This is a genomic window from Chitinophaga oryzae, assembly GCF_012516375.2.
GTDB lineage: Bacteria > Bacteroidota > Bacteroidia > Chitinophagales > Chitinophagaceae > Chitinophaga > Chitinophaga oryzae.
Window position 1 is genome coordinate 6252104 of record NZ_CP051204.2, and the last position, 17283, is coordinate 6269386.

Below are 17283 nucleotides of genomic sequence, written 5' to 3' on the forward strand. Positions count from 1 at the left end.
CATTAAAAAGAAGCGCTGACGCTGAAGGCGATCGTATTGGTAAAGGGATATTCCGTTCCCCGTTCTGTGCGCACGGTAGACCACCGGAAGATATCGTTGAGATAGGCGTTCAGGCGCAGGCTTTGCATACCGGCTTTCTTCAGCCAGGGCTGGGTCAGCATTTCATAGCCCATATTGATGGATTCCCCCACGACCGTATTGTCTTTTTGTATAAAGCGGGAAGACATTTCGGTCCTGTCGGTCATAGAGATGCCTTTGAACTGTGCAACGTCGCCCGGATTTTTCCAGCGGTCGTACAACGCTCTTTTGTCCTGGTTATATGCCAGTGCCGACCGGCTGATGTTTTCCACTTTGTTGTAAAGGGCGGTGTTGAAAAGGTCTGCGCCCCAGCGGTAGCGCAGGTTGATACCCAGGCTGAACGGCCCGCAGGTAAGGTTGCTGCTGATAACGCCTTCCATGCGCGGGCGGGAATTGCCCACCACGGCGATATCGTCGGTGCTGTAGTTGAAAGTGGTTTCGCCGTTTTGTTTCACCAGCACTTCCCGGCCGGTGGCGGGGTCTATGCCCAGCGAGGGCACCGCCCAAATATCATCGGGGCTGCGGCCATCCCGGAAACGGATGAGGGATTTGGCGTCCAGCTGTTGTTTGTTGAGGCCGTCGAGTTTGTTGTCAAACCCTTCGTACCTGCTGCGTACTATGCTGCCGGTATAGCCGACACGCCAGATGATGCGTTGTTTGGGTTTATAGATCACAGCATAGTTAGCCAGGGCTTCTACCCCTTTGGTGGACATATAACCGAGGTTGGCCGGGAATCCGCTCAAGCCGGTAGAACTGGGCAGGGTGAGGATGACGATTAACGGGTCTGTTTTTTTGTTATAGGCGTTAAAAGTCAGGTTGAAACGATTGTTGAACAGGGTAATATCTGCGCCGGCGTTGCTGTTCAGCGTATTTTGCCATTTCAGGTCCGGGTTGCCCATGGTCAGCAGGGTAGCGCCTTGTCCGAAAGGGTTGATATTCTGGTAGTACTGGTACAGATCAGCGGAAGAGAAGCTGCTGAAGTTCTGGTTACCGGTGCTGCCGATGTCTGCTCTCACTTTCAGTCGGTTAATCCATTTCAGCGACCTGAAGAAGCTTTCCTGGTGCAGATTCCATCCGATGCCGGCAGACCAGAACGGAGAGAATTTGCGGTTGCTGCCAAAAGCGGTGGAACCATCTATCCTGTAGGTGAGGTCCATCATATAACGGCTGTCGTACATATAGTTCACGCTGGCCAGTGCGTTAACTCTCCTGTATTTATCGATAGTTACGCCCGGGCGGCTGTTGGTTTGGTACGAGAAAGCAAAAGCCGGATTGCCGTTGCTGCCTTCGGGAAAGCCCTGTGCGGCGGTGATATACCCCCTGGTAGCGGCTTCCTGGGCTTCCGTACGCAGGTTGGCGGTGACGGAATGTTGTTTCAATACCCGTGCATACGTTAGCATAATATTGGCCTGGTAGCTGAAAAGGTCTGTCCTTGTATTATTATAGGTACCTTTTTCGTAGATGCTGCTGTTATCGAAGCGGCTGTTGAGCGGTGAAAGGAAGTTTTCGCGGGTCGTATTTTCCTTGCTCAGCTGCAGGCTGCCTTGCAGGCGGAGGTAGCTGTTGAACGACCAGATCATCTGCAGGTTGTTCTGCACGCCCATGTTCTTTGTTACATCGAAGCTATTGAGCATAGCATTGTACAGCGGGTTGACCACCATAATCGTTTTATTCAGCGTGTCGCCTTCCGGTTGATCGAGGTATTTGGCGATGGAGCCGTCTGCCTGTCTTTTCGGAAAGTAGGGGCTGGCGGAGGCGAAGTTGGAGAACGGGCCGTAGGGCGACTCATGCGCCGTATAGCCGGACACGTTGAGTTTATTGCTGATATTAAACCGGCCTTTGCGATAGGTCAGGTCTACCGTGCCGCCCCAGGCGTCCCTGCCGGAGCCTTTCATGGCGCCGCTGATTTTTTTGTAGTTAACGCCCACGCCATAACGCAGCTGCTGGTCGCCGCCGCTGGCATATACGGAATGTCCCTGTGTGAAACCGGTTTGCACCGGTTCGTTGAGCCAGTAGGTGTTCACGCCTTGTTCCACCAGTGCGCGGTGGGCGCTGTACATACTGTCCAGCCACAGCTGTTTCTGCGGCTGTTCGCTTGACCGTTTCCTGTATCTGCCGGACAATACTTCGAATTCCAGTTTTTCGCGGGCGTCCATCAGGTTATAGCTGCGCAGGTCCGGCACTTCCACGCGGAAGTCGCCGCTGTAGTACACCTGTAATTCTCCCTGTTTGGGTTTGCGTGTTTCCACCACTACTACCCCGTTGGCGGCACGGGCGCCATACATAGCGGTAGACGCGGCGTCTTTCAGGATGGTGATGGACTCTACGCGGTTCATATCGAGGTCGATGATATTGCGCAGTTGTGTTTCGAAGCCGTCGAGGATAAAAAGCGGCAGGTTGGGATCCTGTCCGAACTGGTCTTTTACCTGCGAAGTAGAGAGGCTGGTTTTACCTCTTACTTCCACGTTGGGCATGGCATTGGGGTTAGCGCCGAGCGAGTTGTTTTCCACGATCACAAAAGAAGGGTCCAGTGTTTTGAGGCTCTGTACCACGTTCTGGTTGCCGATGGCTTTCAGTTCAGCACCGGTAAAAGTGGCTACGGCGCCGGTGAAGCTTTCGCGGTTACGTGTAACCATACCAGTTACCACCACTTCTTTGGTTGCGGAGTTTCTTTTCAGCGATAACTTCAGTTCTCTTCTTTTACCGACGGCTACAACGAGTGGTTCCATGCCTACATAGGAAATACGGAGGATGGAGGTATTGGTGACCGGGAAGGTGAAAAAACCTTTGTCATTGGTATAGGTGCCGCGGTTGGTGCCGGCTTCCTGGATGGTAACATGGGAGAGCGGCTGCCCGTCTTCATCGGTGATGATACCTGTCACCGGAGGTGTTTCCACAACCTGAACGGGCGTCTTTTCAAGGGCGGGGCGGTAGCGCAGCACCAGCGTGCCGTTGGTGATGCTGTAATACACATGTTGCCCTTTGAAGGCGGCTTCCAGCACTTTGTCCAGCGGTTCGTTACGCACTTGTAAAGTTACCGGTGGCAGCTGCATCATTTCCTCCTGGTTGTAGAGGAAACGCAGTTTGGTCTGGCGGTTCAGTTGCCTGAGGAATTCCGGCACCGCCATGTTAGAGGCTTTCAGCGTGACTTTCGGCTGTGTCTGGGCACTGACGGCAGCGGCCCACGATACACAAAAGAGAAAGAGCAGTACAGGTTGATAAAATCTTTTCAGGAACATGGCTACGCCATGCATGTAATTTTTTTTCATTACATTTAGGTTGATTTATATTATAGATGATGATCCAGGCCCTGTTTCCCACAGGGCTTGCTCATAAAACGAACATGCTACAACATGTTCGTTTTTTATTTGCCTTGTTTTACCATGATGGTACGTTTTGGTTGATCTATTACAAAGTGTACATCTGTCAGTTGTTCAATTAAAGTCAGCACCTGAGCGACGGAGGGTGATTTTTCGATGTTTCCGCCGATGCGTAGTTGTTGTAATGATTTATTTTCAAAGTTGACGGTATAATCGTATTCGCGGCCCAGTCTGATCATGATATCCTCCAGGCTTTCATTGTCAAATACCAGGAGGCCTTCTTTCCAGGCGGTGAACTGTTCGGCATCAACGCTGGCCACGGTCATATTACCCTGCCGGCAAACCGCCTGCTGACCGGGAGACAGCTCTTTGACGAGCGGGCCGGCGTCTACCTTTACCTTACCGGAAACGAGGGTGGTGAGTGTGTTGTTGGTATAGGCGTTGATGTTAAACTCCGTTCCCAGAACCGTCACTTTCATGTCGCGTACCTTTACGAGGAAAGGTTTGGCAGCCATAGGCGCCGTCTCAAAGCAGGCCTCCCCTTCCAGTTCCACTTCGCGGGCATCGCCGGAAAAGGCCACCGGAAAACGCAGCCGCGAATCAGCGTTGAGCCATACCCGTGTGCCGTCGGCGAGGGTCACTTTATAGGTTTGTCCGCGCGGTACCACGAGGGTGTTAAATACAGGAGCGCCGCCTGTCCGGGCTGCCTGGTAGGCCACACCTGCTTTACCGGCGGTAATGCGGGTGCCGTCTGCTTCTTTGAGCTGCGTGACGGAGTCCAGTACTACCGTAGCGCCGCTGCCGGTAATCAGTTGTATTTGCTGATTGTTCCCGGCAGCATGAGCCACTACGCTGGTGGTTGGTTTATGACGCGGTGGTTTCAACAGGAATACCGCTCCTCCTGCAATCAACCCGGTGACGACCGCCGCTGCGGCCACCCGGAACCAATTAATGGAATATCTTTTCCGTTGTGTATGTTCTATCCTGGCCGCCACTTCCTGCCAGGCTGCTGTGGTGTCCAGTGATGCTATTTCCTGCCAGCCTTCTGCCGCGTCCCTGATGTCGAAATACGCCTCCTCTTCCGGCGAAAGCGGTCCTTCCTGCCGGGGTTGTTCCAGTTTGGCTGCAAGCTTCTCCCACTCGGGGGATGGTTGGTTTTCTGTCATAGCTTCTGATGATTAGACAGTGAGGTATTAAAAAAGGGTAGGTACGACGGGAAACTTTTTTTCAAAAAAATACAGCATGTTCAGTAAAATGCTGATCCACAGCGGCATAAAAGCTTCATTCCGCAGAAAAACATAGGCCGCCTTGATATGAAATTTAACGGTGTTGATGGAGATATTAAGTTCGCGGGCTATATCCGCATACTTTTTATTATCGGCGGCGCTCATGAGGAAAACGCGGCGGCGCTGCTCCGGCATACAGTCGATAGCATGCGATAACCGTTGATAAAACTGTTCCCTGTCCGCATGGCCGGTATCCTGGTCATCCGGCGGCATGGCGGCAAAAAGCTGCCGGTGTTTGTCCTGTACTTCCTGCCGGGCAATGTAGTTGAGGCTTCTGTTCTTTACCGCGCGGGCAGCATAGCCTTCAAAAGGCCCCCTTAACTGCAGGGTATGCTGTGTTTCCCAGAACTTTACAAAGAATTCCTGCACAATATCCTTGGCAACATCCTTGTCTTTCACCACACTATATGCCAGCAGGGCTAATGGTTTGAAATGTTCTTTAAACAACAATTCAAATTGCTCCAACGAAAAAGGAGTCTCCTGCATACGTTGTCAAATGGTTGGCCCTTTAAATGCTTATTAAACAATATGGGTAAAACAAAATGGATATATCTCACAAGCGCGGGCCAAGATAATCAATCCATAATTTTTTACCCATACTATTTTTTAGCGCACATGATAAATCACTTCATGGGCTTCTGTCAGCGTGGGCACTTCCAGTTTGCTGATCAGCCGCTCCATGGCTGCCGCCGGCACGATGTGTTCGCGCCTGCCGTTTTGCTGCAGCAGCCGGGCCGCCGGCACTTCCACATATACGATGGTAACAGCTGCATGATATGTAAAGAACAGGCTGGTCAACTGCTCCCGCATCTGGCGGGTGATGTTGGTAGCATTCCAAACGAAGGAACGTCCTTTGCGCAGGTACTCCCTCGCCTGCTCTTTGGCGGCCTGTATTACGGTGCCGTTGCCGCTTTTGTCCGTCGGCGCTATTTTCATGGCCCTCCTGATATCATCGAGGGAGATGACCGGCCAGTCTTTATACTGCTGCTGTACGAAAGTGTCTTTACCGGCGCCGGGCAAGCCGCTCATCATGATCACCTGTGTCTGTGGCTGCTCGTACGGCACATAGTCCGGCGACACTTCCTCCTTCAGCAGGTAATTCATCCGTGCTTCCGCATTGGCGAAAGCGCGGGGCACGCCCCAGCACTGGTTATCGCGGCACAGCTCTTCGAAGCAGTCCAGCCGGTACAGCAGGTCAGCCTGGTCATCGCAGATGCGGCCCAGCGCATCGGCGCGGGCCAGCAGTGCCAGCAGGCGGGTATCCACTTCCAGGCTGGCCGTGATCACCGCTTTCTGCGGATCTTTTTTATCGAACACCCACAGTGGCAAGCCGTGGTAGCGCACCAGTTTAGCGATCGTTTCCCGTATAAAAAAGGGCGTGGGTATGTCGCGGTAGAGTATCTGCCGCGCACGCATCTCCCCTTTGCGGGCGTGCCCGGCGGAAGTGATCCTGCCGTCGGGCTCCACCACGGTGGTGGTATATTTTTCCACGTCATGCAGCAAGGCCGCAGCCCACATCATTTCCTGTTCCTGAGCCGGCAGCTCCTGGTAAAGCGGTTGCTGATGCAGCTGCTCCAGCACCATCTGCGTGTGTACGGCCACGTTACCTTCAGCATGATGACGGGCATCCTGCGGCACGGAAGCCATTACCCGCACCCAATCGAACTGCTGTTCGAGAGCTGCCCAGTCTTTATTATCTGTTATCTGCCACATAATTACCTCCTTCGTAGTTAAGCCGGGCCCTGCGCCAGTGGCGGGTCCAGTGCTGATCGGTTTTCACATGCCCCTTGCGGACATATTTAAACACGTTGTGTGAAAATTCGCTGACCGGATAACCGGCAGCATTACGGGTTACGATGCCCTCCATGATGGTTGGCTCACCGCTGAAAGCGTCGTGCGGATCAAAAGCGCCACGGCCGCCGACGAGCGACAGCGTGTCGCGCTCAAAGCCAGTCCGTACAGCCGGCGGCGTTATAGCGCTTACCACCGGCACCACCGGGAGGTCCAGCATGGCGGCGTAAAAGCAGGTCTCCTCCCAGCTCAGCCACCGGTCATGCTCCCGGACGCCAAACACATAAAAGTGATGGTCCAGGTTTTTATATTCGATAGAATGTACGGCGTACAGGTTCTCCAGGAAAATCTCCAGGTCACCGAGGTCATTTTTAATGCTTTGCCAGTACCGGCGGATACTTTCGGTCCACGGTGACGTAGTGGGCGCCACATGAGAGCGTGCAAACACGCCGTGACGGGAAAGGCAGTTATTCTCCCCGTCCAGTTTTTCCGTATGTATCAGCTGCGGTATGTTTACCAGCCAGTCCCAGTAATCATGCTGGATACGGTCATCGCTGGTAGTTCCCGGTGAGAACGGATAATGATAGGTACGGCCATATTTTTGGGAAATCGCCATAATAATGAAATTACGAATTACGCATTACGAATTACGAATGAGGGCTGTTTATATGCAGGCGCGCATATGAACCTGCCTGACAGTGAACCATATGGTAATCGGGCAGTCGGCCCTCATGGTATTCCAGTAACGTAATCAGGTTAGACAAAAAAATCACAGGCCTGTTCCGGAACGGAACGGCGAAGAAAAAGAGGATTAATATGCCTGTGAAATTACATGGCGCAAGGTTTTATCTGTTTTTACAAATGAGCCGCAAAGATAGGGAACTTTTTTATTTTCTGTTTCCGCTTATCCTCTTATTCCTGTCCCGTACGCCATAATTCTTTATATTAGGTGCCGACAATCAACAAATCTCCACCATCATGAGAAAGATACTTCTTTGCGCCACGGCGGCTGCGGCCATGATTGCCTGTAACAACGGCAACAGTACCCAGGGCGGTGGTCAGGCCGACAGTGTGCTCAACAAAGCATTCCAGGCCTACCAGGAACGTTTTATCGACCAGCTTTGGAAAGAAAACCCCGATTGGGCCACCGGTGTGGGCTATCACAAGTACGACTCCGTACTGATTGTGCCCGACAGCGCCGCAGCGCAGGCCAGTCTTGCCTTTGCGCAACAGCAGCTGGACTCTCTCAGAAGTTATGAGCTGAGCAAACTGACAGATGCCAACCAAACCGATTATCAGCTGATAGAAAACTATCTGAAGTCGGTACAGTGGAGCATCAAAGAACTGAAGAGCAACGAGTGGGACCCGTCTTCCTTTAACGTGAGCAACACGTTCGCCTTTATTCTCAACGAGAACTACGCACCGCTGGAAACAAGGCTGCGTGCTTTCTCCGCCAGGCTGGGCAATGTGCCGGCATATTACGAAGCCGCCAAAAAACAGATCAAGGACCCGGTACCGGAGCTCACCTCGCTGGCGGCCGACCAGAACACCGGCGGCTTGTCCGTGTTTGAAAAAGACTTTGCAGACTCCCTGCAAAAGACCAGCATCGGCGCAGACGAGAAGAAGGCGATGATTGCCCGTGCGCAGACAGCGGTGAAGGCCATCAAAGACTACGCCGCATGGCTGAAAGCACTGAAGCCCGCCCATCCGCGCAGCTTCCGCCTGGGCCAGCCTCTATATGACCAGAAATTCAACTACAGCATACAGTCTTCTTTCTCCGCTTCGCAGATCTACGATTCTGCAGTAGCGCGCAAAGCTTATGTGCATGGAGAAATGGCCAGGATCAGCCGGCAGCTGTGGCCCAAGTATTTCGGCAGCCAGCCTGTGCCTGCGGATTCACTGGAGCTGATCAGCCGCATGATCGACACCTTATCGCTCAAACATGTGAAACCGGAAGAGTTCCAGACGGCCATTGAAAAACAGCTGCCGGAGCTGATTGCTTTCATCAAGGAAAAAGACCTGCTGTACATCGATCCGTCCAAACCACTGGTCGTACGCAAAGAGCCTGCGTATATGGCCGGCGTGGCCGGCGCTTCCATCAGCGCCCCCGGCCCGTATGACAAGGGCGGCAACACCTACTACAACGTAGGCAGCCTCGAAGGATGGCCGAAAGACAAAGCAGAAAGTTATCTCCGCGAATACAATCATTATATCCTGCAGATACTGGACATCCACGAAGCTATTCCCGGCCATTATACCCAGCTGGTATATGCCAACCAGTCTCCCAGCCTGATCAAATCCCTGATGGGCAACGGCGCTATGATAGAAGGCTGGGCGGTGTACACTGAACAGATGATGCTGGAAAACGGCTATGGCAACAACGAGCCTGAAATGTGGCTGATGTGGTACAAATGGAACCTGCGGGCAGTATGCAATACCATCCTTGATTACAGCGTACATGTGAAAAACATGAGCCGCGAAGACGCCATTCACCTGCTCACGAAAGAAGCGTTCCAGCAGCAGGCGGAAGCAGAAGGCAAATGGAAAAGGGTAAGCGTGACCAGCGTGCAGCTCACCAGCTACTACACCGGTTACAAAGAAATCATCGACCTGCGGGAGGCCTACAAACAGAAGATGGGCAAAGAATACAACCTGAAAGCGTTCAACGAAAAGTTCCTGAGCTATGGCAGCGCCCCGGTGAAATATATCCGGCAGCTGATGCTCAAATAGATTTAGGGATTTTTTGATTTACGATTTTTTGATTTCGTTTTTTGATAAAACAAGAAGACCGAAGCTCTTTAAAGTTGCTTCGGTCTTTTCTATTTGCAATAATCAAAAAAAAATCAAAAAATCGTAAATCAAAAAATCTCTACATCTCTCAGGTGTCGCACGTAACACTGTCCCATGGCTGGTTGCGGTAATTAATCAACCAGTTGAGGGCATAATGTCTTTCATAAACCACTCCCGGATGTACCGGCGCCTCTTCGCTTTTCAGGCGGGCGTCTACGCAGGACCAGTGGGCGCGGTAGTAAAGATCGTTGGCATCGAGTATCGCTGCAGCGGGACGCAGTGTGGTGGCTTTTTCAAAGAAGGGTGTGAGATCGCCGGCCAGGCCGCGGAAAGGGAACACTTCTTCCGGCACCATGTCGAGGTTACAGAGATCGGTCATGTATCCCAGTTCAGGCAGCAGGCCCAGGGCCCAGAGCAATACCCAGATGCTTTCGCATTTCCAGGTAGCTTTTGTTTTCTCTTCTTCGGTGGGATGGTGCAGGAATTTTTTTTCGTCGGGAGTGGCGTGTTCCCACAGTTGATTTTTCTGCAGATAGGAGATCACGTCCTGCGGTTGCAGATGTCCGAAGGCTACGCCGTTGACCACAGTGAGGATAGCTACCCTTTGGGCTACTTCCTCCGGCGTGCGGATGACGGCCGCGGTTTCATCGACGATAGGCGGCAGCATGGCGCTGGAGCGAACACCCATGACCTGCAGCTGTTGCAGGCTGCGGGCTTTTCTTTCCAGTGCTTCCGCGGAGGGAGGCGTCTGGCTGTCGAAATATTTTGCCTCGATATTTACTGTGAGATTGGTAGCGGTAGAGTGGCCGTTCACATCCAGCAGCAGGGCGCCGGTTTTATCCCAGAATCCCTGTACGTCGGTGTTGAAGATGGAATTGCCCTCGGAGAAAAAGAAAGCATCCAGTTCGTAGGCCAGTTCCATGACGGCGGAGCGGAGATCTCCGTTGAAAGAGGGTTCGGCTTTGATAGCTATTTCCGTGTTAACGGTCGGGATTTTTCCCAGCAATAATCTTTTCAGTTCCTGGTTTTCGGCATCGATTTGTTGCACGAAGGCGTACATGCCGTGAAGATTAACGATGATGGGCTCATCACTGTGTTCCAGGGTGTAGCCCGGTACTGACCGTTGGCGGTAAGTGATTGTAATGGTATTGCCTTTTCTTAAACGTCTCTTTTTCGAAACTACGGTAATACTCTCCCAGTTGTCTTCCTGTCCGTTTACATTCAGGGCCGATGCATCGAAATGCGCACGCATGCGCGTCAACACCTTCCCCATATCTACCTCATGCGTGTAGAGGGTACAATTTTCCATGCTAATTTTTTCGAGGGGCCAAAGGTAGCCCAAACCTGTAAAAAATCAGTCTTGGAATTCTCGTTTTTTTCTATTCGGGAATAGTTATTGCCTTCGTATAACAAAAAACAAGCATAACTATGATCAGAAAACCTGCTTATTACCGGTGTGCATGGCTGTTGACAGCGGCTGCCCTGCTGGCAGCCAGCTGTGTTCCTCCAAGAAGGCCGAAGCCGCCGCATCCGCCACGGCCGCGTACGTCAACTGCCTTATTTACGGCCTTTGTTCCGTTGCTGCAGCAAATGCAATATCCTGTTGAGTTTCACCGGATCGTTGATATAAGGTGACAGGTCGAACAGTTCCACTTTACGGAACTGGACAGGGTGGCTTTCACTTTGCAAAGAGATTGAACCTTCTGTGAGCAGTTTTCCGTCCTGTTTCACGGTGGGATCGGCATGTGATACGTTGCCGGCGCCTATCTGCGGTTTGTTGTACACGATCACGGTGTCGCCCTGAACGATGTGTTTGATGACAGAATCGCGCAGTACCAGCGCTTCCACGTGCACCCATTGGTCGCCATGATATGTTTTGGAAGTGGAGCTGATGCAGTGATCGGTGATCAGTTTGCCATTCATCACCACGTTGGTGCCGGGTGTGCAGAGGTTGGCCGTTGTCCTGGGATCTTTACCATTACCACCGAGGAGTTGTTCTTCCAGTGAAATGGGGAAGTCCTGGTCTTTGGTCATCGTAGCTGCCGGCTGGCCGTGCAGCATGATGCCGCTATTGCGGAAAGCCCAGCCCGGACCGCCTTTCACCTGGTCGCCGGTGAACCGGTATTCTGCTACCACGAGGTAGGCGGAGAAATTCTTTTTATAGAAGATGTGTCCGTATCTTTCTTTGAATTCATCGTATTGATCATAGGCTACGGTGAGGTAACCATCTTTCACGCGGAAAGTGTTGCCGAAGTTATCATTAAGATCGTAACCGGTTATTTTGACGTCCCAGTCATTTAAATCCTTGCCATTGAAGAGCTTCAGCCATTTGTCGGGGGCTATTTCCTTTTGTGCATAGCTTTGGAGGCCGGAGAGTAACAATAACGTGGTCAGTAATTTTTTCATATGTTCAGTGGTTTGGCCGGTTAAGATAGGCTATCGGACACAGAAATACAAACGTGGCATGTAATTGGCGCCGGGGGGCTTATCAGAAATATTTTTATATGAAGCGGGTACTTTTACTTTTTTTGATGATCACCGGTGGTATGACGACCCTTTCTGCGCAGGACAGCTCCTGGCAGGCCACATTGCAGGGACAATTGCAGGTACTGGAGAAGAGCGCACCTCCTCAGTGGCCGGCGCATGCTGATACGCTGGCGCAACTGGCCGGCGCCTATCCGCAGGTGTGGCTGCTGCAGTATTATGCCGGCTGGGCCTATACGCAGCTGTCGTTCAAAGCAGAAAAGAAAAAAGCGGAGGAGTATTGTGACAAGGCGGCCCCTTTTGTGAAAAAGGCGTTGGAGATGCAGCCGCATCATACAGAAACGCTGACGTTGATGGGTTACTGGTTGTCGGCTCGCATCAATGCCGTTCCTTCCCGTGGGGCTTCGCTGGGCGCAGAGAGCCGGCAATATGCGGAAAAGGCCATCGATGCGGATCCCGCCAATCCCCGGGCCTCGCTCGTTAAGGCGTTGAATATCTATTACACACCGGCGATTTTCGGTGGTGGCAAAAAGAGGGCGCGGTCCACGGTGGTGGAGACGGGTGAAAAATTCAGCCGGTTTACGCCTGCTGACGCGCTGTCGCCTAACTGGGGAAAAAATATTTACGATGTGCTGAATGCATCTTATCAATGATGAAACAACGGTTTCCGGAAAGTGTGTAATTATTTACGCACCGTACCCATCACTCCACAGGCATTTAGTAAAATTTATAATATTTAGTTATTTAAATATTAGCAACTTATTGCCTTTCAACAAAAGTTGCAGGGTTTTAGCTGCTTCACCCCAAACTGTATCTAATGACAAAACTATCAAATGGTCATGTACCTCCAAAGGCAGGACCTCTCTATGAAAGTTCAAATATCATCAATGTTACTCCGGAAGGCAGGATTGTATCTATTTTCACAGGTGCGTGGCTGTTGGGCAGTGCTATCAGTAAGGTAGACAAGAAGCCTGCAGGCAGTTTGCTGAAGTTGCTGGCTGCCGGTTACCTGTTATACCGTGGCATCTCCGGCAATGACCTGGTCAATGGATTGCTGGGCAGAAGGAAACCCGACAAACACACCGCTTCTATTAATATCCGCACTTCCCTGAAGATAGACAACCCGAAGGAGGAGGTCTATTATTTCTGGCGGCAGTTGAGCAATCTGCCGGTATTCATGAAACATTTGAAATCGGTGGAGGAGATAGACCCGTTACATTCCCACTGGGTCGTGAAAGGGCCCGGAGGCATTGGTACGCTGGAATGGGATGCGGAAATTGTGAAAGAGATACCCGGAGAAATGCTGGGCTGGCGGTCTTTACCCGGATCATCGATCGCTACGGCCGGCCGTGTTACTTTCCAGGAAACGCTGAACGGCGGCACCGAAGTCGATGTAATGATCTCCTATCGCCCGCCGGCAGGGTATATGGGCAGTGGCCTTGCCTGGCTGTTGAATCCCGCGTTTGAAAATATGATCGACCGGGATATCAAACGTTTCAAGAACTATATGGAAACCGGGGAAATCATCAGTTAACCATTTTGAGATTTTTTGATTTACGATTTTTTGATTTTGGGTACATACGAACTTAAAATCAAAAAATCGTAAATCAAAAAATTCCAACATTTATGAAAGGGCTTCTTTTTTAAAGCGGTTGTATTTTCCCTGTGCCTTGTTGATTAGTCTCAGAACGCGTTCGCGGGTATCGTCCTGAAGTCCTTCGATTTCTTTCTCAAATACTTCTTTCAGGTCTGAAAGGTCTTCACCGCCACGATTCACCATACCATTAATTTTGTTACGCCAGTCATCCGCAGTATGCCTGATTTTTCTGCGGGTATTATCGCCGCTTTCCGGGGCTGTTAACATACCAATAATAATCCCGGTGGTTAACCCTGCAATTGCTCCTGCTAAAAATTTGGTAGTAGACATAATGTGTAGATTTTATTTGGTTTAACAAAAAAAGCGCGTGCGTGGTTTAAACCTGCACAGTGAAGCAAGATTTTCAAATATCAGGCCATAACGGCCACCGCAAATGTTAAGATCGCGTGAAAGAAAAAAGACGTGGAATTTACAAGGCTAAACGTGGAGGCTTCGTAACCTGCCGGAACAATACCAGATATTGACATTGTTCCGGAGGTGGATTGACAAGCGTGTTAGATAATGGTGGAATTCATAAAGTCAAACGGAGCAGTAAAATAGGCAGATTTTTCAATTTTTCAATACTTTTTGAAAGAGATGAAAAAATAAATTTTCTTAAAAAGTCAAATCCTTCCCGGTAACTGTTTACCAGGAAGGATTTGCACTATTTTATCCGTTAAAATCAGGATTCGAGTAACTGGGTGATCAACCTTTCAAAATCGGCTTTGAACTGTTCATAATGATCTCCTGTGCCCGGTCCGGAGAAGCCGGTATGTACTTCTTTCACATTTCCTTTTTTATCGATGAAGATGGTGGTAGGAAATCCTTTGATGGCGGTGAGCTGCGGGAGCGTCTTCTCTCCTTTCTCGGGATCTGCGGGCGTTACTCCGGTGATCAGCACGGGATATTGCACGTTGAAGCGGTTGAGGAAGCCGGTGAGCGCTTTTTGGGATTTTTCGAAGTCGGGCGTACGTTCGTAAGCCAGGCCGATGATTTCCACGCCACGGTCTTTATTTTTTTTGTACCATTCGCTGAGGAAACCGGTTTCGTCCATACAGTTGGGGCACCAGGAACCCATGAGGGTGATCACCACCGCTTTGTTTTTGAAGCGGTCATCATTAATGCTGACCTTGTTACCGTTCATGTCCGGGAAAGTAAAATCGAGTTTTGACTGTCCTGGTTTCATGGTAGCGATGGTGCGTTCGTCGGGCAGTTTGGCGGTATCGTTTTTTACGGCGGACCAGTCTTCCACATGATCGCCGATGCCGGCGAAGAAGCGGCCGTTAACGATGCTGTCTTTTTTCACGACGGCTTTGAAGAGGTAAGCGTGGGAGCCGTCGAAAGTGGAGAGGCGGAGGGTATCGCCGTCCATGCTGCCATCGAGGAAGCGATAATCGCCGGTGGTGGTGAGGAAGGTGCCATATACCAGGTCGCCCATCTGTTTGAATTCACCGATGGCGGTGCTGGTTTTATCTTTTTCCTTGTCCACGAAGGTGGTCACCCAGCGGCCGGTCACCTGTTGCTCAGGGGCTGCGCCTTTAGGGAAACGTTCGGCGGTGTTGGGTTTGGCAGTAAACGGTATAGACACGTCTTTGTCCGCCAGGTGGCGGGTCCATTGTCCTTCGAGGCTGCCACCGTCGGTGAAGCGGGCTTTAAAATCAGAATCGAAGAAAGGCATTTTAATAAAGACGGAGTCGCCGGCGACTTTTACATCGTCTACCAGCAGTTTATCTGTTGCATTAAGTACATAAAGCACTTTTTTACCGGCGGTGTCTTTTACGAGGAAGTTAAAGACGATGTTGGCGCCGTCTGCACGGTGCAGGCTGGCCTGCCAGGTGCCGGTGGTGAGTTCTTTTTTTGCGGTGCCGGTATTGCAGGCGGCCATGCCGAAGCCTGCGAGGCAGTAGATCCAAAGTCGTTTCATAAGTTACTGATTGTAGTTCCTTTCTCCAAACAGCAGGCTGCCGATGCGCACCAACGTACTGCCCTCCTCCAGTGCGATGGTATAATCAGTGCTCATGCCGATGGATAGTTCCCTGAAATAATCCTGTGTGTTAAAAAATGTTGTTTTAACAGACCCGAATAACTGGTGGAGCTGGTGGAACTCTTGGCGGACCTGTGTTTCGTTGGTGGTGTTGGTGGCCATTCCCATCATGCCGGCGATGCGGACGTGTGCAAAATCGGACTGGCGGCTGTTCCATGCAGCGAGCAGTTGCTGTAACTCCTGTTCGTCCATGCCGAATTTTGTTTCTTCCGCTGCGATATGGACCTGTAGCAGGCAGTTGATCACCCGTTGGTGTTTGGCTGCCTGTTTATTGATTTCCTGCAACAGTTTGAGACTGTCTACCGCGTGGATGGTGTGCACGAAAGGAGCCATGTATTTGACCTTATTGGACTGGAGGTGTCCGATAAAATGCCATTCGATGTCGGCGGGTAATACCGCCTGTTTGTCCACGAGCTCCTGTACGTAGTTTTCGCCGAAGATGCGCTGTCCTGCAGCATAGAACGCTGCTATATCTTCCGCTGGTTTGGTTTTGGAAACCGCCACCAGTCGGGCGTTATAGGGCTTCAGCCGGGACAGTACTTCCTGATAAGCATTGATATTGATAGCCATCCCGCAAAAATAAACAAAGCTGCTGTAAAATAAAGCGCCCCGGGGTTTGAGCCCGGGGCGCTGTGGAATATTTGGTGCTGATTACGCCAGGATGGAGCGGCTGATCACGATACGCTGCACTTCTGAGGTGCCTTCGTATATCTGGGTGATCTTCGCATCGCGCATGAGGCGTTCTACGTGGTATTCTTTCACGTAGCCGTAGCCGCCGTGTACCTGTACTGCTTCTGTGGTGACCCACATGGCAGTTTCAGAGGAGAACACTTTGGCCATAGACCCACTAAGGGTATAATCGAGGTGCTGGTCTTTTTCCCATGCCGCCTTGAGGCAGAGCAGGCGTGACGCCTCGATCCTGGTGGCCATATCTGCCAGTTTGAACTGGATGGCCTGATGCTGGGATATCTCTTTTCCGAATGCTTTTCTTTCTTTGGAGTATTTCACGGCCAGTTCATAAGCGCCGCTGGCGATGCCGAGCGCCTGGGAGGCGATGCCGATGCGGCCGCCGCCCAGCGTTTTCATGGCGAATTTGAAGCCGAAGCCGTCTTCCCCTATCCTGTTTTCTTTAGGCACTACCACGTCCTGGAACATGATGCTGTGGGTATCGCTGCCGCGGATGCCCAGTTTGTTTTCTTTGGCGCCTACTGTTACGCCCGGGCTGTTTTTCTCCACGATCAGGGCGTTGATGCCTTTGCTGCCTTTTTCCGGGTGGGTTTGGGCCATCACCAGGTATACGCTGGCGGAGTTGCCGTTGGTGATCCAGTTTTTGGTACCGTTGAGCAGGTAGTGGTCTCCTTTATCTTCTGCGGTGGTGCGCTGGGAGGTGGCGTCGGAACCGGCTTCCGGCTCACTCAGCAGGAAAGCGCCGATGATTTCCCCTTTGGCCAGCGGCACCAGGTATTTCCGTTTTTGTTCTTCTGTGCCATAGGTTTCCAGTCCCCAGCAAACCAGTGAGTTATTTACGCTCATCACCACGGAGGCGGAGGCATCTATCTTTGATATTTCTTCCATCGCCAGTACATAGGAGATGGTGTCCAGACCTGCGCCGCCATATTCAGGGCTTACCATCATGCCCAGAAAACCCAGTTCGCCCAGTTTCTTTATCTGTTCTGCCGGGAATTTCTGATGCTCATCACGCTCTATCACCCCCGGTAAAAGTTCGGTTTGGGCGAAATCACGCGCAGCCTTTTGAATCATAAGATGCTCTTCCGTAAGTTGAAAGTCCATGGTTATAGTTGTAGTTGAGTTTAAAAGATGAGTTGATAGAATCCAAATTATTTATAAATCAGC

At 51.3% G+C, this 17283-nt stretch carries 14 protein-coding genes; 3 read left to right on the top strand and 11 right to left on the bottom strand.

Annotation, left to right across the window (positions count from 1 at the left end):
• Positions 1-2: 2 nt before the first annotated feature.
• The 5 genes from HF324_RS24670 to HF324_RS24690 all read right to left on the bottom strand — a co-directional run bounded on the left by HF324_RS24670 (position 3) and on the right by HF324_RS24690 (position 7091).
• Complete coding sequence (locus HF324_RS24670; RefSeq protein ID WP_168861058.1) at positions 3-3347, bottom strand: SusC/RagA family TonB-linked outer membrane protein; 3345 nt, start codon at positions 3345-3347, stop codon at positions 3-5.
• 95 nt (positions 3348-3442) lie between these two features.
• Positions 3443-4564, bottom strand: coding sequence for a FecR family protein (locus tag HF324_RS24675; protein ID WP_168861059.1), 1122 nt, complete (start codon positions 4562-4564; stop codon positions 3443-3445).
• Between the two features lie 27 nt (positions 4565-4591).
• Complete coding sequence (locus HF324_RS24680; protein WP_168805355.1) at positions 4592-5170, bottom strand: RNA polymerase sigma-70 factor; 579 nt, start codon at positions 5168-5170, stop codon at positions 4592-4594.
• 120 nt (positions 5171-5290) lie between these two features.
• A complete protein-coding gene (locus tag HF324_RS24685; RefSeq protein ID WP_192023198.1) occupies positions 5291-6397 on the bottom strand; it encodes an ATP-binding protein in 1107 nt (368 codons plus the stop codon).
• Complete coding sequence (locus tag HF324_RS24690; protein WP_168805357.1) at positions 6378-7091, bottom strand: RNA ligase family protein; 714 nt, start codon at positions 7089-7091, stop codon at positions 6378-6380. The genes HF324_RS24685 and HF324_RS24690 overlap by 20 nt, the downstream gene beginning before the upstream one ends.
• Before the next feature lie 362 nt (positions 7092-7453).
• On the opposite strand from HF324_RS24690, the gene HF324_RS24695 reads away from it, so the two are divergent.
• A complete protein-coding gene (locus HF324_RS24695; RefSeq protein ID WP_220100610.1) occupies positions 7454-9205 on the top strand; it encodes a DUF885 domain-containing protein in 1752 nt (583 codons plus the stop codon).
• A 148-nt stretch (positions 9206-9353) separates the two neighbouring features.
• On the opposite strand, the gene HF324_RS24700 is transcribed toward HF324_RS24695, so the two are convergent.
• Complete coding sequence (locus tag HF324_RS24700; RefSeq protein ID WP_168861060.1) at positions 9354-10574, bottom strand: DUF4272 domain-containing protein; 1221 nt, start codon at positions 10572-10574, stop codon at positions 9354-9356.
• Positions 10575-10822: 248 nt separating this feature from the next.
• Positions 10823-11671, bottom strand: coding sequence for a 3-keto-disaccharide hydrolase (locus tag HF324_RS24705; RefSeq protein WP_168805361.1), 849 nt, complete (start codon positions 11669-11671; stop codon positions 10823-10825).
• Between the two features lie 98 nt (positions 11672-11769).
• Here HF324_RS24705 and HF324_RS24710 point away from each other — a divergent pair, with 98 nt between their 5' ends.
• Entirely contained in the window at positions 11770-12402 is a 633-nt protein-coding gene (locus tag HF324_RS24710) for a tetratricopeptide repeat protein (RefSeq protein WP_168861061.1), read from the top strand.
• A 164-nt stretch (positions 12403-12566) separates the two neighbouring features.
• The gene (locus tag HF324_RS24715) at positions 12567-13283 is read left to right on the top strand and encodes an SRPBCC family protein (protein WP_168805365.1); all 717 of its coding nucleotides are present in this window, start codon (positions 12567-12569) and stop codon (positions 13281-13283) included.
• 90 nt (positions 13284-13373) lie between these two features.
• Here the strand turns inward: HF324_RS24715 and HF324_RS24720 are convergent, their stop codons facing one another.
• The 4 genes from HF324_RS24720 to HF324_RS24735 form a co-directional block, all read right to left on the bottom strand.
• Positions 13374-13676 carry a YtxH domain-containing protein gene (locus HF324_RS24720; protein ID WP_168805367.1) on the bottom strand — a complete coding sequence of 101 codons (303 nt, stop codon included), beginning with the start codon at positions 13674-13676 and terminating at the stop codon, positions 13374-13376.
• A gap of 391 nt (positions 13677-14067) precedes the next feature.
• Complete coding sequence (locus HF324_RS24725) at positions 14068-15309, bottom strand: TlpA family protein disulfide reductase (RefSeq protein WP_246269282.1); 1242 nt, start codon at positions 15307-15309, stop codon at positions 14068-14070.
• 3 nt (positions 15310-15312) lie between these two features.
• Positions 15313-15999, bottom strand: coding sequence for a YggS family pyridoxal phosphate-dependent enzyme (locus tag HF324_RS24730; protein ID WP_168861062.1), 687 nt, complete (start codon positions 15997-15999; stop codon positions 15313-15315).
• 81 nt (positions 16000-16080) lie between these two features.
• On the bottom strand, positions 16081-17220 hold the full coding sequence (locus HF324_RS24735; RefSeq protein WP_168805371.1) for an acyl-CoA dehydrogenase: 1140 nt from the start codon (positions 17218-17220) through the stop codon (positions 16081-16083).
• Positions 17221-17283: the final 63 nt, after the last annotated feature.